A 25,267-nucleotide genomic window follows, 5' to 3' on the forward strand; every position below is an offset into this window, starting at 1 on the left:
GGCTGCTGCCAATACCATCGCTACTATTCTGACGTGCGCTCTCTATAGAAATGAAATCCGACGGGTAATACAATCTACCGGCCGCTTCAGAGCACGTTTCGAGCTGCCGCCCCCATAGCGCTTAGATGGTTTGATAGAACCTAAATTTCGAAAATGAATCGCAGAGAGATGCTCCGCGCCGGAGCGTATGCCGGGCTTGTAAACATGATACATTCGACACATGCATTCGAACGGCGGCCCCACGTTGTGTTTCTCAACCCCGGCGAATCCGCTGAACGTGGCACCGGTCAACATTGGCAATTGGTGTCCAGTTTTATGGGCATGGCCGCAACGACGTTTAATATGCAACTGGAGGTGTTGTACGCAGAGCGTGATCATTTACTCATGCAGCGCCAGGCGGAGGAAGTTGCCCGACGTAGTTTTCCCCCAGACTACGTAATCATTGTCAACGAGAAGATGGCCGCACAACAAATGCTTAAAGTGTTGGCTCACTCACCGTCCAAAATATTAGTTATTCACAACGATCTGACGTCCGAACAGCGCCAGTACGTCGGCAATGAACGGGAAAAAATTTCGAACTGGATCGGCACATTAACGGCGAACGCCGAGTTGGGCGGATTTCGCCTGATGGAGTTTTTATATCAACGACTCGGCCGACGAGAGGTTAATGTTATTGGAATAACTGGGGATCCTAATACACCAGTCTCGCTGGAAAGGGCTGCCGGGGTCGCCACCTTCCTGAATCAAACGGCAAATGGGCGCATCTGTCAGTTGGTTTTTAGTGACTGGAGTCGAGCCGATAGCCACCAAAAGGCTCGCGTACTGCTGGCACGGTACCCCGAAGCCAATGTCATGTGGGCCGCCAATGACACTATGGCACTGGGTGCACTTGATGCCGTCAAGCTTAACAACGCCCATGTTCTGGTAGGCGGCATGGGAGCTTTGAAAGAAGCGCTTGAAAGCGTGATTCATGGCGGCCTTGCGGGCATCGTAGCAGGCGATTATTTTGTCGGTGCTTGGGCAATGGTACTGCTATACGATTATCACTGGGGCAAGGATTTTGCGAAACATGGGGGGCCGCGTCTAAAACTCGACTATCTTGGCATTATCGAGCGCACGAACGCCAGACGTTTTTCCGATGTCGTTTTTAGACGAATCGAAGCCTTTGACGTTAGACCCTATTCAAAGCATTTAAATCAACGGGAAGGCTCCTATGATTTCGATCTTAAGCATCTTTTAAAAACTACGACCAGAAGCCTCTGATGCGTGTGCGTGCCAAATTTTCGCTGAGGTCCCTAAATCTTCATACCAAGTTGATGCTTTCGCTTGTCGTGCTTGTCGCAGCTGTCGCCGGAACTTCAGCTTCTATGTTAGTAGAACACGAGCGCAACAGCCGACTTCTCGCACTAGGGGACCGGGCCACAAGAATTGCTGACCTTTTCAGCCAATCGCTTGTTCTGCCTTTATGGAACGTTGATCTTCGCGCAATCGAAAACCAACTCGCCGCGCTTGCACCCAACCCTGAAGTTGCCGAGTTTACGGTTACCGCGGCAGGCTACGGAACGGTAGCTACTGTAAAAGGTTCCCGTCACTTAAACGACGGCGAAAGCGTTGTACGTGTACGAGCAATTGAATATGATCCGCCCGGAAACGCACCGAAAGAGAAAATCGGGGAAATTCGAGTCGTACTAACCAAGGCTGTCGCTCAGGAGGCAATCAACCGCGCCCGGCAGGCCATCTTTGCGATTATGGCAGCGCTCCTAGCAGTGCTTTACGCTGCTAGCTTCCTCCTCCTGAAGCGCATGGTCCGCAGCCCCGTCAATGGCCTCGAAAAGATGGTCGATAAGATTTCTGGTGGAGATCTTGATGCGAGATGCGAGGTGAAATCTGGCGACGAGCTCGGGCGTCTCGCCGTGCGAATCAATTACATGGCCGATCAGCTTCGTACATCGACACTGCTTCTTCAAAAAAGCGAGAGAAAGTACCGTAGCATCGTGGAGAATGCTGTCGAGGGTATATTCCTCCTCGATCAAGCTGGAAATCTTGCCGAAGCCAATCCCGCGATGGCTCAACTGCTTGGCTATGACAACGCGTGTGATTTGACTGTGTCTGCAGAAAGCGATGGTCGACCAAAAAGCCCCTTTTCTCTCAGCCTAACTGCGACTTTGTTCAAGACCCTGAACGTCGATGGCGAAATTCGCGGCCTCGAACTTCAGTTGAGTCGGCTTGATGGAACACCTATATGGGTCCAATTGAATGCACGCGGCCTAATGGGAAGCGAAGGTAGCCTTCGTTATCTCGAAGGATTGCTCACCGATGTGACCGCCCGCAAGCATGCCTTGGAAGATTTGCAATTGCAGCGCGATAGGCTAGAGCTAGAGGTGAGCGAGCGGAAATGGACCGAACTCGAATTGCTAGCATCCCGGGAGCGTCTCCAACAATTACATGCGCATCAGGAAGCGATTCGGGAGGAGGAAAGGAAGTGCATAGCCATGGAAATCCACGATGAACTAGGGCAGCTTTTAACAGCCCTAAAAATGGACCTCTCCTTATTAAGCATGCAATTGCCGACGGGATCTGGTGTGATTCAGAAGGCTGAAGAGATGCGCGAATTGATTGAACAAACCATTCGCATTGTGCGAAATGTAGTGAGTCACCTGCGACCCACAGCATTGAACTATGGTCTCGCGTCCGCATTGGAATGGCTCGCTGCAGACTTTAGCCGCCACACCAAGATTCCGTGTCGATTCCAATCCACTCACCCCGAACCAAATCTTCCTGACCCTCGTGCGACGGCAATTTTTCGTATCGTTCAAGAATCACTTACCAATGTTGCCCGCCACGCCAAAGCTTCCCAAGTCGATGTCACACTTGCCAATACAGACGCCGGTATCGAAGTGATCATCAGGGACAACGGGCAGGGATTCAACGTTGTTTCTGCGCGCGCCGGATATTCATATGGATTACACGGTATGGCGGAACGCGCTCGCCTAATTGGCGCGCAGCTAGAAGTTCACAGCAAGCCAGATCGCGGTACCCTAATAAGACTGCGACTTCTGGAAACCTTTGAAAAACCTCAATCCCATTAATCGAGAATCCGAGATGATTCGCCTGGAAGTCTTAGGGATACTCTGCACAAACGCGAATCGAGTGTGCTTGGCCGTTTAACAGGAAGCTGAATGCGCCACGACGCCAACCTATCAGCTCGGAGCGAAGCTATCTCGCACGCGCGAAGCAGCATTCGCGGGCTGCGCGCGAGGCATCGGCGTGAGCCAGAAACGCGCTCATGCCCCGGCAGCCAGCAGTTTGCCGCGCGCCATCCACAAGTTGGACAGTGCGAACAAGGTCATGAGTTGCGCGGTGTTCTTCCTCAGCCCTCGATAGCGGACCTTGGTGTAGCCGAACTGCCGCTTGATGACCCGGAACGGATGCTCGACCTTGGCCCGGATGCCCGCCTTGATTCGCTCGACCTGATCGACGAGCGCGCCAAGTGGTTTGCTTTGGTCCAGGACGCGACGTTTGCCTGGCTTCATCGCTACGTGCCAGTTCACGCCCGCCCGCGCGTCCGGACGCTTCTCCACGCCCTGATAGCCCGCATCGCCGAACGCGTCGGTTTCCTCTCCATGCAGCAGGCTGTTGCCCTCAACCACGTCGTTGACCTTGCCCGCCGTGCCCCGCACCGTGTGCACCAGCCCGCTTTCGGCGTCCACGCCAATGTGCGCTTTCATGCCGAAATACCACTGGTTTCCTTTCTTGCTCTGGTGCATCTCTGGGTCGCGTTCGCCCGACCCATTCTTGGTCGAACTCGGTGCGCTGATCAGTGTCGCGTCCACCACCGTGCCCGCGCGCAGCATCAATCCCTTGTCGCGAAGGATGTCGTTGACCAGCGCGAGGATCTGAGCGGCCAGCTTGTGCTTCTCCAGCAGGTGACGGAACCGCAGGATGGTGCTCTCGTCGGGCAGCCTCACCGTCCAGTTGTCCAGCCCGGCGAACTCCCGATACAGCGGCACGTCGTGCAGCGCTTCTTCCATCGCCGGGTCCGACAGGCCGAACCATTGCTGAAGGAAGTGGATGCGCAGCATTGCCTCGACCGCGAACGGGGGACGGCCGCGCTTGCCTTCCGGGGCGTACGGAGCGATCAGCATCACCAGATCGGCCCATGGCACCACACGGTTCATCTCGTCCAGGAATTCGCGCTTGCGGGTGCGCTTGGTCGACAAGTTCAGTCCAAGGTCAGTTTGTTTCATGCGCCACATGCTCGCTGGCTCGACGATTCATTGCAAGCACATCCGCCGGCTAATTGTGCAGAGCATCCTTAGAGACCTCATTCCTGCGTGAATCCATGTCGAATTGCATAGCGAATAAGCTCGGCGTTGTTCTGAAGCCCCAGCTTTTGCATCAGCCGCATCTTGTGGGTGCTGATCGTCTTAGCGCTTAGCGATAGTGACTCGGCGATCTCGTTGACGGTTTGCCCTGTAGCAAGCCGCTGCAGCACTTGGAATTCCCGATCAGACAGCACTTCATGTGCTGGCGCGTCAGTGCCCCTCTGGTGAAACACCATGGCATCGACCAACGCCGGATCGATGAACTTGCCCCCTGCGGCAAGCTTTCGTATTGCCCCAAGGAGGATCTCCGGGTCACTATCCTTTGTCACATATCCAGATGCCCCGGCACGTAAGGCCCTTGAAGCGACCTGTGCTTCGTTATGCATGCTGAGAACCAGGATGACGAGACTCGGCCATTCGAGACGAACCCTCCGAATCAAGTCGATGCCACTGATACCGGGCATAGTCATGTCCAAGAGGAGAAGGTTGAACTCTCCGGTGCGCAATTGCTCCAACGCAGCGGCGCCATCCGCGGCCTCGCCTGAGACGACGATATCTGTCGTGGTCGCCACAATTTGCTTTAGACCACTGCGGACGATCGCGTGGTCTTCAGCAATAAGAACTCGAATCATGCTTGACAGGGATTGGTGGCTATAAATTGACGCGCCCGCAACAGCACTGCGATCGTGTCGATACTTGGTCTTTCAAAACCCTATTATCAACACCGACATCCGTTGCTGGGGGAGGAAGGAACATGGTACGCCATATCCCTGGTGTTCGGATATGGGATACATCGATAGATCGACAGAGGCCATCCCCTTGCCACGCCGGATGTGAACTCTAGCGGCGCGTATTCGTGCCTTGCGTTAGGGCGCCGTCTTGTAGAAAGCGCCGATGGAAGGTTTGATCACCAGTAGGTGCGCGCAAGTCTAACGGCAGCTTCGCTGTACTCCCGGGGCGAAAGGAGCTTCCCGTCTACATGACCGGCGCGGCTCCTTCCGCAGGGACGTCGTCTTTGAATGCACAGTAAGTGACTTAAAAATTTGGTTATGTGTCGCAAGCGGGGAAACTGAATGTGAATAAACGGCGCGCGCATGGAGCACTTTGGCGGTCGTGCACCGCCGGTATGACGATCGATAACCAATGCGTTGCCAGGCTCTTCCTACTTTTAGCGAGCGGCAGACCGCGCGAGTTAAGCAATAGCCATGCCGACAATGAGTTCTCGCCCCTTGAATGCGTCACTCCGGCTCTCACTGGAGACGCGCTGTCGTGCTCAAAGTTCTTTTAATCACGCTCCACGGTTTTACATGGGTGACCCAGCTTTGTGAGCGGCGTGCCGAAGATCGCCGGCAGTGCTATAGGCGCGCTCAAGCAGGGACAGAGCACTGATAGGTGAGCGCTGAAAAATTCTCAGATACCCGCTGCAGAATGCTCGAGAAGCAGCGGACTTTTTCGTACCGCCGAGACGGCACGATTCGTCGGATGCGGTGATGGCATATAAGCGCCGCACCGCTGGTGATGCAGTTCCGGCGCGGCCCGCGTGGCCCTTGCCCTCTGGCGGACTGCCGCCGCAGCGCGCTGTGGTGCCCATTAGCAGCCCGCCCACCTCCGGAAGCACCAGCTCGCGCTATCCGTGGCTAAGGGATGAATTGCACCGCATGATGGAAGACTGTGTCAGAAGTGCGCGAAGCATGATTTTCGATCTGGACTACTTGAGCCCGGCAATCATACGTGCCCTGAGTGTTTTGCTGGATGACGCTGTGCTATGTTCAACGAGATCGCTCCAGCGCCCCGCTTGCTGAGCACGCTGTCGGACCTGAAGGAGTGGTGCCTGATCGCTGTGGGCTATGCGCCGCAGGGCATCGCCAGCCACGTTGCGCGCTTCCTCAAGGCATGTGCGGGCTCAATCAGCATGGGGGCAGTGTGCCGGCGACATCTGCCTTATCATGGGGCCTTCGCACCCATCACCACAACCATGCATCTGCCAACCGAAGACTTCCAGGGTCACCCGCTGGTGTGGATTGGCCACGCCGACTCCTATCTGCTGCTGGCACCTCAACATGGTGGGCGCCTGGTCCGCTGGGTACACCGAGGGCAAGATATCCTTTACTGGCCCGACGCCGCTGACTGGAGCTGCCCCGCCAAGGTCCGCGGCGGCAATCCACTGCTGTTTCCGTTTGCCGGCCGGCATTTTGTCAAGGGCAACCCGGGGCAGTGGCGTGATTCGCAAGGGAAAGTGCATTCGCTCGCGCTGCACGGTTTTGCGCGCGACCTTCCGTTTGAGGTTAGCGCCATCAACGGTCGCGCGTCCATCAGAATGACGCTGCGCGACAGTGGGGCAACGCGCGCAGGTTATCCATTCGCCTTCGTTTTTGAAGCCATCTACGCGTTGCTGCCCGATGGCCTGGAAGTCACGCTGCGCACCATCAATACCGGCACGCAGTGCCTGCCCTGCTATCCCGGTCACCACTTCTATTTCGCCTTGCCCCACTCACAGCGCGCCGCAGCATCGCTCGCACTGCCGCGCACCGAGCGCTTGCGCCAGCGGTCGGATGGCAGCCCGATGTGCGCGGAGCCGGGCGAGCCAACATACCGGCTCGACGACCCACGGTTGCAGGACGCCCTCCACGCCTTCCGCGCTAACCCGTCTGCCACGCTGGCCATACCTGGGCGCAAAATCCGCTTCGAACTGAACCAGCCCGGCAGCGCGCCATGGCATGCCGTGACCACATGGTCCGAGACTGAGACCGCCGACTTCTATTGCGTGGAGCCGTGGGTGGGCCTGCCCGATGCGATCCACCACGGCCTCGGCCTGCGCTGGATCGAGCCCGGCCAGAAGGAAAGCGCGGTGTGCCGGTTGCGCGTCACGTCAGATCTCCTCGCGTTGGCCAAAGTTCGCTCAGACGATGAAGTGGCACCGACGTGATAAACGTACTTCAAGTCGCCTTGCCGGAAATTGCTCCTTGTGCGTTCGTGTTCAATCATTCTGTTGCTTTCCTAGCGCATCAGTCTGTCGCTAGGTTGAAAACTCCGACACCGCTCCTTTCGATCATGGGAATCGTGCCGTTGACTTTCAACGTCGTCCATCACCCCCGGATTTCGCGCGGTGGTCTGATACTACTTAAGCTTAAGACTCCAAGTTAGTAACCACATGGGGACACAACTAAGTGCCCATGGTCCAGCCGGAAGTCTCGGGGACACGGCGAATCTGCCCAGTGCAGGGCTGCTTACCGCAATAGGCGGTTTTTTCATGGGCCTATGCTTGGAAGAACCCGGGGTGAATGGCGTTCGCATTGACCTGTAAGTAGGTTCACGATGTGCTGCGAATACGGTCGGCTCGTCGTTTCCGGATCCCAGGACCTCGTTCGCGAGGCGGCGATCCTTCCTTATCGCTCTTTGCGGGCTTGGCCCGTCAGTGATTCTATTACCTTCGGCCGTGCTGTACCGCCGCAACGGCGAGCGCATAATTTCAGCTTGGGGGCGCTGGCGGAGCGGCCCGTCCGAGACGCGCTTGAAGGCGGCCGCTTGCATGCGCCGTGAAGATTCAACACATTGTATCCGTGGTTCATCCACTGAGTCTGGAAAACGCGGCACCACACGTTGCTGGAAGGCTGGATCGAGTCGGCCAGCCACGATGGCGGGCGCTTTGTGATCCGCGTCATCGACGGAGTCCACAGGATGTCGCAGCGAGAATGGTTGTGGCTCGGCAGCGAGTGGCCGACGGGCTTTGGCCTGTCGTTCACGGCAAGCCATCCGCCGGTGCGTTGTGCACAGGGATTCCGGTTTGCGACAGGGCGACCGCGCTGATGCATGCCATGACCGATTGCCTGCCGGTGGGTTATTGCCTGGCCAGTCAATTTTCCGATAAAGACGGTGCGCCATGTCTGCCGCCACGTACTGCTACGCTTGGCCGCGGCGCGGGCGTTGAGGAAGCGACATCACTGAATGCGTGGCGGCAGTTGGTCAAGGCATGCCGGTCATCGCATCTTGATGGCGATAGTGTCGGCCACTGCGGCACGACAGCACAATGAACGCAGCGCGATGCAGATGTGATGGAACCCCGTGTTTAACCTGGCGTCGCGACAGCATCCTGCCCTATGTGTCCTAGATGAGCCACACCCTGCACGGGGTCAGCGCACTCAATGGGCTTTGGGCATGCCAGCTTACGCTCATGCGGCGGACTGGGATCACCACGGCCGGCACCGGCCCGCCTTGATCGGGAGCGACTCGCGGCGTTAGTGGGCATTCCAATGGTCAACGCTCGAAGAAGCGAGGGCTGGCCTGCGGCCCGCCCTCTTCGGCGCCGTAGCCAGAGTCTGTCCCCTCTGGCTGGCTGCAGACTTATTTGCGCTGCGCTGGCTGCAGCACTGTCCGATCCACGCGGAGCCCAGCGTGCGGAGTGTCGCTGCGGCCGGGCATTTCCGATGACGTTGTCGGGTCCTGACGGCCGGCTGGCAGCTGCGGCTTGCGATCGGCTGCGCTTTTTGCCCCCGAGTTGTGCCACCGCCCTCGCATGGTGCCGGCGGACATAGTGCGATGAATCCGTTAGTGGTGTGGCTCGATGCCCTCACGTACCTCTCGTATTCGGAGGCGGTCGCAGGCCGACGCTATTGGACCCCACGCCTGGCTTTGAGCGCTGGCGGAGCGCCGCGTCCGCGATACGCTTGCGGACGGCGGCTTGCATGCGCCGACGCTAGCGAGTTCGCGACCGGCCCGCTCTGTGGCCGTTGGGGTACCAGGCGCCGTCACGCTGCCTGCGTCGTTGAGCCGGTTATTGGAGCCAATGCCCGGCCTGCGGTTATCGCGCTAGACGGCGACAATTATCTTGGCCGGTTTGATGACGATTATCTTTGCCGGTGGGGCAGTGGCGGAGGCGGCGTAGCCGCCGGAGACACTGCCCACCGGCGGCGCCGGGCGGAGGGGGTTTTAGGATGGCTGATTGCCTTCAAGAAGAAGCGAACAGCCATGTCCGGGATCCACATTACGGACCAGCAGGTCCGCCTCTTCATGAACAAGCGCAAACATCACACCCAGGAAGTTGCAGCGGCAATGGCCGGCATGAGCGTCCGCACAGCGCGGCGAATCGAGCACCGCGACCATCTGCCGTCGCAGAAGACGCCACGCACGTGGCGCACTCGTTCCGATCCGTTTGCTGATGGGGACAGCGAGATCGTGCCGCTGCTGCGCCTCTCGCCCCGGCTCAAGGCAGTCACGTTGCTGGCCAAGCTGCAGGAGGCTCATCCCGATCGGTTCCCCGACAGCATGCGACGCATGCTGGAACGGCGCGTTAGCCAGTGGCGCGCGATCGAGGGCCCCAGCAAGGAGATCTTCTTCCCGCAGGAACACCTGCCCGGCGTGCAGGGCCTGTCGGACTTCACCGACATGCGCGATCTGCACGTGACCGTCGCCGGCGCGCCGTTCGGGCACAGGCTGTATCACTTCGTGCTTGCGTTCTCGCACTGGGAATACGCTGGCGTCGTCGAAGGCGGCGAGAGCTTCGAAGCCTTGTCTAACGGCTTGCAGAATGCGCTCTGGCAGGCCGGCGGCTGCCCGCGCGAACATCGCACTGACAGCCTGTCGGCTGCGTTCAAGAACCTGCAGCAACAAGAGGACTTCACGGCCCGCTACGCCGCGCTGCTCGAGCATTACGGCATGACGGGCACACGCAACAACGTCGGCGTGGCTCACGAGAACGGCAGCGTTGAGTCGTCTCATCGCCATCTGAAGGAAGCCGTCGACCAGGCTCTCATGCTGCGCGGCCATCGCGACTTCGCAGATCGCACCGCTTACGAGGACTTCGTGCGCGAGGTCGTGATGCGGCGCAACCGCCGCAACGCCGCCGCGTTCAACGTCGAGCGTGAACATTTGCAGGATCTGCCGCTGCGGCGCACTACCGACTTCGTCGAGGAGGAGGCACGCGTGACGCGCTGCGGCACCTTCACGGTGCGCGGCATCCTCTACAGCGCGCCGTCGCGCCTGATCGGCCACAGGCTGAAGGTGCGGATCTACCCCGATCGGATCGACTGCTATCTGTCGGGGGCCTTGGTGCACAGCACCGCGCGTGGGTCTCATGCCGCTAACAGCCGTCGTCGCGCGCTTGACTACCGGCACTTCGTGGACGAGCTCAAGCGCAAGCCCCAGGCGTTCAAGGGGTTGGCGTTCCGCGACGACCTGTTCCCACGCGAAGCGTACCGCCGGGCCTGGGAACAGCTCGAAGCCCGGATGACGCAGCGCGATGCCTGCAAGACCATGGTCGGTTTGCTCGATCTCGCCGCGAACCACGGCGTCGAGGTCGTCCTTGCCGCCCGGCTCGAGGCCTTGCTGACTGCGGGCGAATTACCGGACCTCGAACAACTGCGCAGCGAGTTCGCACCGCGGCAAGCGCAGTGTCCGGAGGTAGTCGTCGAGACGCCAGCGGCGTCGCTCTATGACACGTTGCTCGACGCGGAGGTGACAGCATGAACATGCCTGCAACCTACGATGCCGCGCGCCTGGGCCTGATGCTCAACGAACTGCGGTTGCCGACGATCGGCCGACTATGGCCCGAGTTTGCACAGCGCTCTGACAAAGAGGGCTGGCAGGCCGCGCGGTTGCTTGGCGCACTGCTCGAGCACGAACTCGCCGAGCGGGTCAAACGGCGCATCGAACGACATCGCATCGAATCGCACCTTGATCCGACCAAGACGCTCGACAGCTTCGACTTCGGCATGGTGCCGATGGTCTCGAAGGCCCACGTGATGGCGCTCGCGACCGGCGACTCATGGCTAGAGAAAGGCGCCACGATCCTGCTGTTCGGGCCGCCGGGCGGCGGCAAGACGCATCTCGGCTCCGGCATCGGTCACGCCCTGATTGATGCCGGCTACCGCGTGCTGTTCACGCGCACCAGCGAGATCGTGCAGAAGCTGCAGGTGGCCCGCCAAAGCCTGCAGTTGCCGTCGATGCTCGGCAAGCTGGACCGCTTCGACCTGATCATCCTCGATGACCTGTCGTACGTGCGCAAGGACCAGGCGGAGACGAGCGTGCTGTTCGAGCTGATCGCAGAGAGATACGAGCGGCGAAGTCTTCTGATCACGGCCAATCAGCCGTTCTCGGGCTGGAACGATGTGTTCCCCGATCCGTCGATGACGGTGGCCGCCATCGACCGCCTGGTCCATCACTCGACGATCTTCGAGCTGAACGTCGAAAGCTACCGGCGCCGCAACGCCAGCGACAACAAGCGTGCGCGGCGGCGTCAATTACCCGAAACCGAACCGGAAGGAGCGACAACAATGACGACCTGACGAGCGACAATTACCCCAGCCGACAGGCCAAGATAATTGTCGTTTGACCGGCCAAAGTAGTTGACGCTCTACATCGCGCCATGCGGCACCGTCAACGCCGCGTGGCATTGTCTCGCAATGGCACGCTCAAGGCTGGACGGGCGCTGCCGCCCTCGCCCCGCCCGGCGCCCTCCACAGGCGGTGACTGCTCGGCGGGCTAGAGCGCGGCACCAGGTTCTGGGTTTACCGAGAAGCTGTCGGCGCCTTTGTCGCGCGTTTGCACGACGGACGAATTCAGGCAGTTGGCGAAACGTCCCGAGCCGCTATCTAGGATTACGGTCCGCGTGCTTCGCTCTCCCCCCGGTTTGCAGTCGTCTGCACGAACGCCGTCGCCGCGAGCGGCGACAACACAGATATGGGAACGAGACCGCCGGGCGCCGTTTCCGCATACCGAATCAGCGCCTCGACGTCGCCGTGACTTGCCAGATGCTGGACCGCTGCACTGCGGCGCGCCGTTTCAGGCAACGGCATGCGGAGCGGCTGACCGGCCAATCGATGGCTAACGCCAGCTCGCGATCACGCGCCACCGCCACTTGGCAACCCGAGCGAGGGAAGCCGTCGTATTGGCCGTCGCTGCCGACCACGACGGTGGGGCGCTCGCCCGCCACGTGCGCCGCCATCTGGCTCCCGACGGCGCGAGGTGGGTGGCCCGGTTCCGGTTCATCGACGCGTGCGATCCGTTGGCGATCAGCGCGTGGATCGGCAGCAGTCGCCGCGCGCGGTAGGCATTCATCGAGCTGCTGTGGGGACGTGCGGCCGAACCGGGCATTGAACAACGGCGTTGGCCCGATCGCTCGCCGCCGGCCGGGACCGTGGGACAGCTTACTGAACCCGTGCAAGCCGATTGTCGGCTGTGCGGCGCGGACCATGCCGATCCCGCGACGCGACACTGGCTTGCCTGCCATGCGGCGCCCAACACATCGTGGCGTGACAGCGGCTGGCTGGCGCGCCTCATGCCCAGCGGCTGGCTCGACTTCGCGGCGGCGATGCCGGCGAATGGACGGCGGCCCCGCATGCTGACAAAGCAATGCGGCAGGCGCGGCTTGCACACCTATATGTTGTAACCCTCCCCTATCCCACTTGGCAGGAAATCCCCCGAATCAGTGCGTTGCGCGACACTCTACCTGAGCGCGTCTGTGCCCTTCCGCACCGAAAGTTGTAATCGCTGCCGCCGTTTCACCTAATGTTGTGTCTTGTTGGAGCGGGATGGGAGGGCCGTAGGGTGCGCGCCAGAATACATCTACGGGCCCGAAGTACTGCGGCAGAGTCGGAAGTGGAGATCAATCTGGCCACGTGGCCCACGGTCGATGAGCAAGCCCTGCCAGAGCCTCAGCGCGTGACCTTTCTTGCCCGCGTCAGCGCGGTTCGGCTCTATTTGAATGGTGCCGATGGCAAGCATATTCGCGAGAAGGCGGGCATCAGCCGTGGCCAGGTGTACCGCCTGCTGACCGAACGTTGCCTGGCGCCGCATCCGGACGGTCGTATCTATGGCTGGCCGCGAGCGAATCGCCCCGAGCAGCTATCATGGGATTATGGTTCGCCCTTCTCCGCTATCGCCCGGTCCGCGCGAATGCATCATGGCCGTCCGCAGCTACAACTTCAGGTGCAAGCGGAGACAACTTCAGGTGTGTGAGCGGCGTGCGCTGTGAAAGTGACGTAAGAACCGGTGGATGGCCTTACCTGATAACCCACATTATCAGGCTTGAATTTTTACGGGATTTACCGGGTTTCTGAGGCGGCACTTGGGAAAACCGGGGATGGCGGAGGTGCCGGAACCGGCGCCACAAGGCCCGCAGAGCCACAAGGCCCGCAGACACGCGGCGCTGACACCGCTTGAGATCCGCCACGTGTGCGGCGATTCTCACAGTGTAGCCGAAAATGGCGTCGCTGCCCCGCCTGCGACGCCACCTGAATACCCCTTCCCGACTGTCATTCATCCTCGCGCGCGCCGCGCGGAAAGCGTCATCCCGCCATTATTATCAGGTAAGATAGGCTTGCTGCCGTTCTCTTCCCTGCCATGGCCCAACATAACCTCGTCGCTGCCGACACCCCGCGTTATACCCGCGCCGACTTCACGGCGCTGCGCTTCCGGCTCAACCGCATCCCGACCGAACAGATCCTGGCGCGCGTCTATGACGAAGAGGCGCTGCACGCCGCCGGCATCGACACCGCGGCGCAACTCGAAGCCCGGCTCGATGCCATGCGCGATCACCTGGTCGAGCGCGTCTGCCTGAGCAACCCGTACCTGTCGGCGAGCCTGGCGGACGCGCGCCGCTTCAACAGCTGGCCGAAATCGGCCATCGACTATCTGGTGCGTGCCGCCGATCAGGACTTTTCCGCGCCGCAGCCCGACGACCCGGTGTCGGCCTGGCTGCGTCCGATCGTGTTCCGGGCGCTGCGGCACGAGCACATCCAGACGCTCGGGCAACTGCACGCCTACATCGCGCTGCGGGGCCGGCGCTGGTACCTGCCGGTGCCGCGGCTCGGGGCCGGCAAGGCGCGCGCGATCGAGCGCTGGCTGCAGTCCCAGGCGGCGACGCTGGGGCCGCTCGCGGTCGTCGACGACACGCCGCAGGCAGCGTTGGTCGAGCTGGGCCCGGATCTCGCGCGCAAGCTGGTGCCGCTGGAGCAGATGGGACGGGTCGTGGCGATGTTCGACGGCAGCGAGGGCCGCAACCGGGCGCCAGGTTCCTGCCTGATTGCCGCGCGAAACGACCTCGAGGCCATCCAGGCCTACCTGTATCGCTTCCGCGACCGCAACAAGACCGCGCGCGCCTACCAGAAGGAGCTGGAGCGCTTCCTGCTCTGGTGCGTGGGCGTGCGCCGCATCGCGCTGTCGAGCGTGGGCGTCGACGATTGCGAGCGCTACAAGGATTTCCTGGCGCAGCCGGATCCGTCCTGGGTCGGCCCCAAGGCGCCCCGCAGCTCGGCCCGCTGGCGCCCCTTCGCCGGCGCCCTCAAGCCGGAATCCCAGCGCTACGCGGTACTGGTGCTGCGTGGCTTCTTTGCCTGGCTCGTGGGGGTGCGCTACCTGGGCGGCAACCCTTGGCTGCTGGTCCCGGATCCGTTGACGGCGCGCCGGGAGGTGCCGATCGCGGTCGAGAAGGCCTTGCCGGGGCAGCTATGGACGGCACTGGTGCAGCCTGGTGGCATCCTCGACCAGCTCTGTGCGAAATGGCCCGCAGTACCGGTGACCGCGCCGCTGACCGCAAAGGATGCCGACGCGCCCGGTGCCCAGTACCGCCTGGCGCGCGCGGCCGTGCTACTGCTCGGTTGCAGTGGCGCACGCCGCGAAGAGGCGGCCGGCGCGCAGCGCTGCCACCTCCAGCCGGTGCCGGAGCAAGCCGGCATCCCCGCTGGCCTGTGGGAACTGGCGCTGCTCGGCAAACGCAGCAAATGGCGCACCGTGTTCCTGCCGGCGCGCGCCATCGACGCGTTGCGCGCGCACTGGGCCGACCGCGGCCACGATTTCGAGAACGCCGATCAGGCGTTGGCGTTGCTCTCCCCGGTGGTGGTGCCGTCGACACGTACTGCCCAGGCGAAGCATCTCAGCTTGACGGACGGCGAATCGGTCCTCACTGGCAAGGGCTTCTCACCGGATGGCCTGTACCAGCTATTGACGGCGACGCTGCAGCGCATCGCCGACGACGCCTCGCTCCCCATGACCGAGCCAGAGCGGGACCTGTTGCGCCGGGCTGCGCCTCACGCGCTGCGGCATACGTTTGCTACTCATGCGGTGGCCAACGAGATGCCTGCGGACGTCCTCCAACGGCTATTAGGGCACGCCTCACTGCAAACGACCTCTTTGTATGTCCGAGCGGAACGCGCGCGCGGCCTCGCTGCGGTGTCGAAGCTCTTCCCCAGTTAGTGCGCTGCCCCGGGAACGGATGCCCCCCGACTTGGCGCGGACGCCGCAGCTTGTGTGCACCAGCCGTCTTGCACGGCGACCGCTGTTGGCTGCTGCGTATCCCCTCATTCGTCTGGGTGGTCACGGCGGGCCGTGGCGACTTCTGGGATAGCGGCGCCAAGGTCAGCATTCCACATCGGCGAGCCGGCCATTTGATCCCATGCCCACGGAAGCATCACCACGTCAAGGCTAACGATTGGCGCGAGCAACGTCATTGCGACCTCAGATTCCAATTGGCTGGTAGGCACGTCGCGCGGGTAAGCCGATCCGGGGCGCGGCTGTCCCGAGTTGGGACAGCCGCCGGGGAGAGTCGCCGCTCTCCGAGTCCGAGCAACGCAAGCACATCATAGCGACTTGAGAAGGTTGCGTCCTTGATAGGCGCCGCTTACCGAGCGGCCTGCGCCGGCACCATATCGCCATTGTCCCAACTTGGGACAGCCTCTCCAAGGGTACGGCGGCGGAACGCCCCGTTTTTTTGACGCCGCTGAACAAATGCCCCAAGTCGGGACAGTCTTGGTTGCCGCGCGACATAGGTCTGCCGCCAGCGTCGGTGTAATGTGCGAAGCCGACCTGTAGGTGGGCAGGGCCATGTCGTCCCGGGGGACGGCCGCGACGCTCGCCCGAAAGAGCGCTGGTCGCGGCTGCGGCAGTAGCCATCCCGGTGTCCCAAGTCGGGACAGATTCTTGCGCGTTCCCCCGCGTGTCACCTTGCCGCCGGCCAGGTCATTGCCGACGGGACAGAGTCTGGATGGATCGCACGGCGCCCAGCCCAGCTTCGGCGCGAGGCGCCGCGCCTGACCGTGGCTCCTTCTGGCAGCCGCCATAGCGACGACTTTGTTGACTCGGGAAAGCCCGTGCACGGATACAGTGATGGAACAAATCGCTTCGATGATCTCCCCTCAAAAAGTATCCCGAGTTGGGACAGTCTCAGCGGCGGCACGACATAGGGTCGCCGGCAGCGTCGCTGCGACGTGCGATTCTGACCTGCAGGTTGCAGCGGCCATTGTGCTCCTTGGGACCGCAGCCAGACTCGTCCGAAACAGTGGTGGCCTCCAGCTGCGGCATCTCCGCGTCCCCAGTCGGGACAGTTTCGCCAACGTTTCACCGTGTCCCACGTTGCCGCCTGCCGGCTTACCTCTCGAGGCCAAGTCCACTACTCCTCGCCATCATTACCGACGCGCGCGTGAGCGCGAGTTTCCTGGCCGCTACCATCCCCACTTGGGACAAGTGCCGGCGGTATGACCGTGAACGTTCAATGCGAGCGCATCACTGCAAAACGGTAGGGATCGCGCTTTGGGTTGGCATCGCTGGCAGAGCCCCTAAGACGTGGTGTCCCTAGTTGGGACAACCTCGGCTGCGTTGGAATGCGCAAGAAACTGTCCCGACTTGGGACACCGGGAAGGCTACAGCCGCGGGTGCGACCGCCGGCTTTCGGGCCAGCCTTGCTACCCGGAGGGGCGGGGCCATTTCCCGGACGCCCGCGGCTGGCCGCTCGCCGCCGCGTTGGCCATGGGGCCGAGTTGGCCGGATCGCCCAGAGTTTCGCCACTTCGGCGAACCACAGCGTTGTCCCACATCGCGCCTGACGGCATGAGGCCTTTCGGCCGCGGCCGGTTTGACTGACCGGCTTCGCTCGTCGCGTAGCGACGCTCGCTCAAATGCCTCAGCGCTTACCGGGGGTGTCCCAACTCAGAACAGTCTCTGCGTCCGACCCTCCGCCCACCGCACTATTGTCGCGGCGAACAAGGCGCCAATGCCCCGCCGCCGAGGCTCCTGTGCGACTGTCCCAACTTCGGACAGCCGTCGCGATGCAGCGGTCGCACAGCTCCTCGCACATTCATCCAGTCCTCTGCACTGCAGATTGCAGGTACGCTTCCCGCGTAGCATCCCTCCTGCAATGCGCCGGACCGAGCAGAAACTCCCATGGGCCTGTCAGTCCCAAATCGGGCCATCTGTCCAATCGCTGGGAGCCGCCGTTACAGAGCGAGTGAAGGCGACCCTGCCCGATACGGTAGCACCGCGTAGCAGCCGATTAGCCGATCGCGGCCAAAAAAAAGGTTCTTCGCAGAAAACCGTGGCCCGAAAGAGCACATTTTGTATGCTGATGTCTGTTTCTTCAGGTATCAGGGGGATGTGTGCTGGATCGCAAGACGCTGCAAGCACTGGGTTGCTGGAAGGGCTACCGGCTGGAGCGCGTGGAATGGCCGGAGGGAGAGAGCCGTACGCTGTCGTTGTACTTGAAGCCGGTCAGCAAGGTCATGCATTGCGAGGAGTGTGGCGCGCGCTGCCATCAGGTGCATGAGACAGTGGTCAGGCGAGTCCGGGACCTTCCGCTGTTCGAGTATCGGGTCGTACTGCACGTGCCGCGCCGGCGCGTTTGGTGCGACCGTTGCGGCGGTCCGAGGCTGGAGCGGCTGGAATGGCTTGGGCGCTACCAACGCGTGACGGCCCGCTTGGCCCAGGCTTGCGGCCACTTGTTGCGCCACTGTACGGTGCAGGCGGTGGCGGCCTTCTACGATCTGGGCTGGCACACAGTTAAATCGATCGATAAGGCTCGCTTGCGTGAGGCAGTGGCCGAGCCGGACTGGTCCAATATCCGCTACCTGGCCATGGATGAGTTCGCGCTACACAAGGGGCATCGATATGCCACGGTGGTAGTCGACCCCATTGGGCGGCAGGTGCTCTGGATCGGACAGGGGCGCTCACGCGAGACCGCCCGAGCCTTCTTTGAGCAGCTCCCCGCCGGCGTTGCGCAGCGCATCGAGGCCGTCGCCATCGACATGACGACCGCGTATGAGTTGGAGATCCGGGCGCATTGCCCGCAAGCAGAGGTGGTCTTCGACCTGTTCCACGTGGTAGCTAAGTACGGGCGTGAGGTCATCGACCGAGTACGGGTGGATCAGGCCAATCAGCTGCGGCACGATCGGCCGGCCAGACGGGTGCTCAAGTCCACACGCTGGCTACTGCTGCGGAATCGGGAGAACTTGAGCGTCCCCCAGGCGGTTCATCTGGATGAGGTCCTGGAGGCGAACCGGCCATTGCTGACAGTCTATCTGTTGCGCGACGAGCTAAAGCGGCTATGGTTCTACCGCCGCCCGGCGTGGGCGCAAAAAGCTTGGGAGCAATGGTGCGAGCAGGCTCGGCAGAGCCGAATACCTGCCCTGGAGTTGTTTGCGAAGCGCCTGCAAGGCTACTGGCATGGCATCTTGGCCCGCTGCCGCCACCCATTGAACACCAGCGTGGTCGAAGGCATCAACAACACCATCAAGGTCATCAAGCGCCGCGCGTACGGCTATCGCGACGAGGAATACTTCTTCCTCAAAATCCGCGCAGCCTTCCCCGGAATTCCTCGATGAACCAAAAAAAAACCCGCCATTTGGCGGGCCTTCTTGTCACCTCGGGTCAGATTACTTCGGCTGGTGGTGGAACGTCTCGCTGATCAGCTGGCGGATCTGGTTCTCCAGCGCCTCGCTCAGTGCACCGAACTTGATCTTGACGGTGAAGCCGTTGGCGTCCTTGGTAATCGAGCCGGCATGCTCCTTACCGGCAAAGAACTTGTCGATGCTTCGCTCGCTCGCTGAATTGGCGGCATCAACTCGACGGGTTGCCAGCGCTTTTATCGCATTTGCTGCTTTGCCCTGGTCCATCTTCCCCGATGCCACCAGTGGCCAGATTTCCTTCGCCGCTGCATCGCCCGCCTCGCCATACTTGCGGATGGTCATAACGATCGCTTCGGCGGCCGTCCCGCCGAGCAGGGTAGGCTGAAGATCCAGATCCCGGATTACATAGTCGGGGAGTTGGGCAAAGCTGAGGAATCGGTAAAGCCCGCTTCTGGACAGCCCGAGAGCCTCGGCCAGACGAGCGCGAGACGGGAATTCCTTCTCGGTCTGACGAATGGAAAGCGCAATCTCATAGTCAGAGAGATCATCACGGCTGACGTTCTCCACGAGAGCCAGCACCGCCATATCGGCGTCAGACGGCTCAGCGACCACCGCTTTGATGGTATCGGCGCCCAGCATCTTGTGGGCCCGCCACCGGCGCTCACCGGCCACGATCTGATAACCCATTTCGGCGCGGCGTACCACGATAGGCTGCATCAACCCAACCTCTCGGATGGACTCCGCGAGGTCCGCGAGTTTTGAATCGTTGAAGACGCGCCGAGGCTGCCAGGGGTTCGGCACGATGTCAGCGACCGCGATTAGGGACGCAACCCCGGCAGCCTCGAGCTCCTGCACGCGCATCTGTGCCACGGCCAGTGCACCAGCCAACCCAGGTGCGGTCTGCGTGCGATCGTTACGCTTGATCTCGTCCTTCTGAATTGCCGACGTCTTCCGGATACCAGCCGTCTTCGCCAATAGCTGTTCTCGCATATTGCTCATTGCGCGCTCCTCCATTTTTCTGCGTAGATTTCATCCAACCATCGGCAATAGTCGACAATCGGCTGGCGCACCCGCTGCAGCGATTTTGCAGCGCTATGGGTACTACTCACGTCGAATACCGTTGAGAAAGCCAGGGCCCCAGTGCTCATCACAGAACTAGCGGGCACTTCAATTGAATGCAGCCAGCTCTCATAGGCGCTTTGAGCCCATGCCCGAACAATCGGTGCAGAGGACGTACGCCCATAGTCGACCCTCGACAGCAGCAGCGACACGAAGTCGTACTTCTTGTCCGCTTCGTATTTGATGAAGCTCTTGGAGACATCGGAGAACAGGCGCCAGAACGACAGCGAGCTGATGAAATCCAGGTTCTCTGGCACCATTGGCATGACCATGGCATCTGCCGCCAGCAAGGCGTTCAAGTTCATATAGGAAAGCGAGGGCGACGTGTCCATCAGGATGTAGTCGTAGTGCTTCCGTAACGGCTCCAGTCCCTCCCTGAGAACAGTCCAGAAACGGAAGCCCGGCTTGACCTTCTGCATGGCAGGCAAATGGAACTCCGCGCCGATCAGTTCTGTGTGCGCGGGAATGAGATCCAGGCCGTCCCAGTATGTCGATTGCACTTGGGACAGCAAGCCCCCCTCGATCTGCTGATCGTAGATATACGGCAGAACGGAGTCTTCTGGCGAGACGTCCTTCTCGGCGTAGAGACCACACAGCTCGGAAAGCGACGCCTGTGGGTCTAGGTCCACCACCAGCACCTTTCTGCCGCGCAGCGTCAGTCCCTGGGCGAGGCACATCGTTGTCGTAGTCTTGGCCGAACCGCCCTTCAGTTGGGCCGTGATGATGATTTTCCCTTCGGGCTCCCGCGTACCGGTGACCAGCGGTGTCTGATAAATGTCCGACACCTTCTGCACCCACGTGCGCGCCTCCTCCAACGTGAAGGTCCGCGTGCGTCCTGTTCCCGCTGCAGTACCTGGCGGCAATTCCCCATCGCCCTTGGTGGCAAGGTATTGAACCTGGGAATGTGAGATGTTGCACATCTCGGCGATCTCCCCGGTCTTGAATACCGGGGCGGTTTTTCTAGGACGCGGCGCAAGGATCGTCTGACGCAGTTCATCCGTGAAAATGGTGACCTTTTCCGCGAACTGGGATATTTGCTCAAGCGGGACAGTCCGATCGACTGCAGGAAGTTGGCTCGTTTTCACCATTCTGAGGTTTTTCCGCAAAATTCTGGAAAGCTCAGAATACAAGAAACGCTTGAGCAATGCTTTATAAACTGTTGTTTTTGAAACCAACTATCCTAAAAAACCACAGTTTTGCTCAAACTTTAGGCGAATTAGGGCGTCTTGCCCTGCACAACCCCATACAGGCGGTGTCAAACAAGCGGCCCCCGGGCGTATGCAGGCGCGGCAAACCAGCACAAATGACCTCACCATCCCGGCCAATCCAGTCAATCGTGATGCCAATTGCCTGGATGCTAGAAGCCTAGTTCTGGGATTATGCACAATTGACCTCACCTTGCCGGTCGAGCCGTGGGCCGCCTAGGCCATTGACACCACCTCGCACGGCGCTTCGACGGGAACGCTCTGCTTGGATTTTGCCTCGTTCAAATGAGGTCGCGACGGCCGGATTCACCCTGCATCGACAATGGTGAGGTTCATTGTGCGTGCTTCGTACGCGCCTTATTGAGGTCGCACAATGAACCTCACCCTGCAGGAGAAAAGCCTGCCAACGTCTTGCACAACGGACCTCACCTTTACTGCAGCACAAAAAACCTCACCATCAAAGACTTGTGTGACGACCGGCATGAAGGATCCCCGGCAGAGGGAGCCTTGGCGCTTCGTGAAGAATTCTGCAGCCGGCCCAGCGTGATGTTGGTGCCGTCGGCTGGGCGACCCTCCACGGCAGGACGAGGTCTGCGTTGCCCGCGCATCTGACGAGCCCCAGCACAGTCGGCGATCTTGTGAGCGTGGACCGTGCCTGTTTGTTTAGTTTTTTGAGAAGTAAACACACCGACAAACAAACGGAAAAAAGCAAAGCCCTTTCTAATCAAACACTAGATGCCAGCAAGGTGAGGTGCAATGTGCCAAAGGTGAGGTGTGTTGTGCCACGAACGTGCGGTTTGATGTGCGAGCAAGGTGAGACTCGTTGTTCCGCAAGGTGCTAGTTCTTGTGCCGAGGCAGTCAAGGTGAGGTACGTTGTGCGGACGCTGTGGATATCCCCGCTGACGCTAGGCTAGATGCCAACTTAGCCACTGCCCGCCTTGCGCAACGGTGAGGTCCATTGTGCGTAGGGTGAGGGTCGTTGTGCTGGGACCGCAGGGCAAGGTCAGGGCCGCTGATGCCTGGCTTTTATGGTGAGGTTCATTGTGTTGAGAACCTCACCATCACGTGCTAGAGTCACCCCAGCCTAAAAAGAGGGGAACCACAAGTTATGGCGGCCGAGAATCCGGTGGAGATCAAAACGAGGACCACGCCTCGGCAAATGGCGCTCGCATTGTTCGAAGACATGTTTGACCTCGGCACGTCCATCAACGAGGCGAACCGCGAAATCGGCTATCAGCGCAATAACTTCTTCACGGAAATCGTGAACATGGGGCTAGCGGCGCGACGGTTCCTCGATGCCGCCTACTTCATCGTCGCCCAAGAGCCGGAAGTCCCAGATCAGTACGACGTTGAGCTGAACTACTTCAAATGGCTGATGCGGTACGACAGCCGCAACCTGAAGCATTTGCGCACCATCGCAGACGAAGCGCAGAACGCGAAGGTCCGCGTCACCAACACGCCGTCAGACCGTGAGCCGGCGGAAGATGATATTTGGGTGCAGGTGCAACTGATCGGTATGGTGGCCATGCATCGTGGCCGCATCCGCTTCGACGTGCACCACAGCCTGATCCCCCACATTCGCGACCCACGCAAGTCCCACTGGCTAAGCCTGCGGATTTCGACGGCATTTACGCGCAGCCTGGCGCGCGCCATCTACGACAAGGTCTTGCCGAGCGTGCCGGCAGGGCGCACCGACTGGATCAAGCTGGACGAGATGCGGACCTGGCCAGGGAAGATGGGCGCGAACGCCAGCATCTTCAAATATTTCAAGCGCGACTGGCTTGAGCCAGCGGTCCGGGAAATCAATGAGATCTCGGACATCGAGCTGTCCTACGAAACTCGGACGGAATCGACCTCGTCGAAGAAGGTTGACCGCATCCGCTTCCAACTCCAGCGCAAGGACACGGCCGATGCGGTGATGGCGAGCCTATCTGACGCGAGCCAGATCTACAAGATCCTGAAGGACGAGTTCAACCTGTCCACGCGCCAGTTCACCGAGATCTCCGAGAACCGGGAAGCATGGAATGACGACCGCATCCTGCAAGCGATCGAGTACACGCGGTTCAAGCTCAATCGGGGCCAAGTGAAGAAGAGTCCGTCCGGCTATCTGATGAAGGCGTTGCGCGACAACTGGCGCATGTCCGAAGCTGAGCGGACCATGGTTCAGGTCCAGACGAAGCTGCTCACGGAGGAAACGGAGAAGGAAGCCGTAAAGGCAGCAGTGAAGTCATCCGTTGAGCACAGCGTGGCGTCGCGTGATGAAGAGACGCGTGCACGCATGAATGAAGAATCAGCCCAAGGTCGCGCGCATTTTACGTCGGCTGATACCAAAACTCGCAGGGAGTTTATTCGGGCTTGGCTGGCGTCGCGCGAAGGCAAGCTTGTACTGCGGCGGATGAAGCTGGAGCCTGCATCCGTCTCCGAAGACGTCATCCTGACGACGCCAGATTTGTCCTGGTACTTGGGACAGTTCGTGTTCGGCCGCGTGGCACTCAGTCGCGCATGACACAGCGGATTTCTTCGCGTTGATCGACGCTGTCGCTATCGCAGGTTTTTGATTCCTGCGCTGACTTCCGTAGCATGCCATAACCTGTTCGGGGTGTAGCCAGTTCCTTGGATATGCCGAGGCCAAAGCAATCTAACTCCTGAGATGCGTTCCTGCCGTGCACCAGCCCGCGGATAGTCTCAATAGCCGCTCGCGCCACTACCGACGACGGCTGCCCCGGCTGCGTTAACTGGATGGGGCCGGAAGAGGACCCACACGCTACTCTGTCCATCTCAAAGAGCCAGGCGCGCGCCTGATCGTGCCCCACCGAACTCCGGCGACCGTTGCGGTCAATAAACACGATCGACGCTGAATCGACTTCATAGGTCGACCCATCTGGTGCTGAAACCCGCTTGCCTCGGTATCTCGCCACCAGCTCGGCAATCTGCTGCCGCTCTCGTGTGGCCCGAGCCTCGGCTGCTCGCCCTGCATCTTCACGGAGCTTCCGCGTCCGGACTATATGTCCGTAGTCAACAGGCATCTCGAGGAGCGACTTGAGGTACGCGAACAGTTCTCGTCCCCGGAGCGGCCTGAGCGCATTGCCAGCCGCCGAGACGACGTCTGACAAACGGTGGCCCGTGGTTCTCGCAAGCTTCATCAGTAGGAACAGCGCGGACATCTTTAGGGCTTGGTCGCGTACCAAGGGCGCCAGGTCCATCGGCACCGCGCGACCGTCAATCCGCAAAAAGGATCCCGGCCCCGGATGTTTCTTCGTAGAAGACTGCATGGTCTTGTTTACGCCATTCACCGGTGCGAGACATGTAGAGGCCCCCGACTCATCAGAGCGGGTCGGAACGTGGATAGTGGACTGAACCTGCAGGCTGGTGATTCCAATGCATCGGAGCAACTTTGAGGAGAACCCGATCCGCCCAACGACCTCAAGCTGCGCCCTGGTGCGCCGCTGCCGTTCACGCTTAATAAGCCCGGCATCTTCAAGCGCACCAAGCGCTCGATAGACCGTGGCCTCACTCATCCCGAGGTGTTGCGCAATCGTTGCCTTCTTTATGAAGGCGAGCGCAGACGGATCCTTCTGGTTCAAAGCGAAGCGGACGAGCGTGGCCAGTACCTGACGATTCGTGATGTGCAAAGTCCGAAGTCCATCGGACTCGTAGACCAGCGCGATTGCTCTAAGAATCCGCTCAGGCAGCCGGCCGGCATCGAGCCTTGCTGCATTGGGTTGCAGGCCTTCGGCGGCGACAGGTTTAGGAGCATGCGACGCATCGCCGCACTTTGTTGTTCTTCGGGCAATAGGAAGCCCGTCGAAGCTACATGTCATCTTCGATCAGCGCAAACTTGGAAAGGAGGCATTGACAGCGAAGGCGCGGGCTTCGTACACTCGATCTGTCTTGTAGGTCGAGTCAAAGGGGTTTCGAAGCTCGTGACCTCTTTTGCCTATGCCGATGAAAAACCTGGAGTTGCTGGACTTATACCCTGCAGGTACATAGTTGCAGTGGGGAGCCGCCAGAG

General features: G+C 60.5%; 14 protein-coding genes. 9 read left to right on the forward strand and 5 right to left on the reverse strand.

The window, feature by feature from the left end; translation table 11 throughout:
- The first annotated feature begins 246 nt into the window (after positions 1-246).
- Complete coding sequence (locus CBM2586_RS30385) at positions 247-1,263, forward strand: ABC transporter substrate-binding protein (RefSeq protein WP_232348028.1); 1,017 nt, start codon at positions 247-249, stop codon at positions 1,261-1,263.
- A complete protein-coding gene (locus CBM2586_RS30390) occupies positions 1,263-3,089 on the forward strand; it encodes a sensor histidine kinase (protein ID WP_012354625.1) in 1,827 nt (608 codons plus the stop codon). Before CBM2586_RS30385 ends, CBM2586_RS30390 begins: the two co-directional genes overlap by 1 nt.
- Before the next feature lie 195 nt (positions 3,090-3,284).
- Here CBM2586_RS30390 and CBM2586_RS30395 read toward each other — a convergent pair whose 3' ends face one another.
- Complete coding sequence (locus CBM2586_RS30395) at positions 3,285-4,247, reverse strand: IS5 family transposase (protein WP_012354594.1); 963 nt, start codon at positions 4,245-4,247, stop codon at positions 3,285-3,287.
- Positions 4,248-4,324: 77 nt separating this feature from the next.
- Positions 4,325-4,957, reverse strand: coding sequence for a response regulator (locus tag CBM2586_RS30400; protein WP_012354626.1), 633 nt, complete (start codon positions 4,955-4,957; stop codon positions 4,325-4,327).
- Between the two features lie 1,343 nt (positions 4,958-6,300).
- On the opposite strand from CBM2586_RS30400, the gene CBM2586_RS30405 reads away from it, so the two are divergent.
- The 6 genes from CBM2586_RS30405 to CBM2586_RS30430 all read left to right on the forward strand — a co-directional run bounded on the left by CBM2586_RS30405 (position 6,301) and on the right by CBM2586_RS30430 (position 18,906).
- The gene (locus CBM2586_RS30405) at positions 6,301-7,251 is read left to right on the forward strand and encodes an aldose 1-epimerase (protein ID WP_012354627.1); all 951 of its coding nucleotides are present in this window, start codon (positions 6,301-6,303) and stop codon (positions 7,249-7,251) included.
- 2,039 nt (positions 7,252-9,290) lie between these two features.
- Positions 9,291-10,787, forward strand: coding sequence for an IS21 family transposase (istA, locus tag CBM2586_RS30410; RefSeq protein ID WP_012354628.1), 1,497 nt, complete (start codon positions 9,291-9,293; stop codon positions 10,785-10,787).
- The gene (istB, locus tag CBM2586_RS30415; RefSeq protein WP_012354629.1) at positions 10,784-11,605 is read left to right on the forward strand and encodes an IS21-like element helper ATPase IstB; all 822 of its coding nucleotides are present in this window, start codon (positions 10,784-10,786) and stop codon (positions 11,603-11,605) included. Before istA ends, istB begins: the two co-directional genes overlap by 4 nt.
- A 1,312-nt stretch (positions 11,606-12,917) precedes the next feature.
- Positions 12,918-13,277, forward strand: a complete 360-nt coding sequence (locus CBM2586_RS30420) for a hypothetical protein (RefSeq protein ID WP_012354631.1) — start codon at positions 12,918-12,920, stop codon at positions 13,275-13,277.
- Between the two features lie 384 nt (positions 13,278-13,661).
- Positions 13,662-15,512: a phage integrase family protein gene (locus CBM2586_RS30425; RefSeq protein WP_012354632.1), complete on the forward strand. Its 1,851-nt coding sequence runs from the start codon at positions 13,662-13,664 to the stop codon at positions 15,510-15,512.
- A 2,173-nt stretch (positions 15,513-17,685) separates the two neighbouring features.
- Complete coding sequence (locus CBM2586_RS30430; RefSeq protein ID WP_012353615.1) at positions 17,686-18,906, forward strand: ISL3-like element ISRta1 family transposase; 1,221 nt, start codon at positions 17,686-17,688, stop codon at positions 18,904-18,906.
- Between the two features lie 51 nt (positions 18,907-18,957).
- Here the strand turns inward: CBM2586_RS30430 and CBM2586_RS30435 are convergent, their stop codons facing one another.
- Together CBM2586_RS30435 and CBM2586_RS30440 are read right to left on the reverse strand one after the other, a co-directional pair.
- Entirely contained in the window at positions 18,958-19,929 is a 972-nt protein-coding gene (locus CBM2586_RS30435) for a ParB/RepB/Spo0J family partition protein (protein WP_012354633.1), read from the reverse strand.
- Positions 19,926-21,137: a ParA family protein gene (locus tag CBM2586_RS30440; RefSeq protein WP_012354634.1), complete on the reverse strand. Its 1,212-nt coding sequence runs from the start codon at positions 21,135-21,137 to the stop codon at positions 19,926-19,928. The genes CBM2586_RS30435 and CBM2586_RS30440 overlap by 4 nt, the downstream gene beginning before the upstream one ends.
- A gap of 1,226 nt (positions 21,138-22,363) precedes the next feature.
- Between CBM2586_RS30440 and CBM2586_RS30445 the strand changes: the two genes are divergently transcribed.
- A complete protein-coding gene (locus CBM2586_RS30445; RefSeq protein ID WP_012354635.1) occupies positions 22,364-23,761 on the forward strand; it encodes a replication initiation protein in 1,398 nt (465 codons plus the stop codon).
- On the opposite strand, the gene CBM2586_RS30450 is transcribed toward CBM2586_RS30445, so the two are convergent.
- The gene (locus CBM2586_RS30450) at positions 23,748-25,076 is read right to left on the reverse strand and encodes a helix-turn-helix domain-containing protein (RefSeq protein WP_012354636.1); all 1,329 of its coding nucleotides are present in this window, start codon (positions 25,074-25,076) and stop codon (positions 23,748-23,750) included. The genes CBM2586_RS30445 and CBM2586_RS30450 overlap by 14 nt on opposite strands.
- Positions 25,077-25,267: the final 191 nt, after the last annotated feature.

It is taken from the genome of Cupriavidus taiwanensis (genome assembly GCF_900250115.1).
Classification (GTDB): Bacteria; Pseudomonadota; Gammaproteobacteria; order Burkholderiales; family Burkholderiaceae; genus Cupriavidus; species Cupriavidus taiwanensis_B.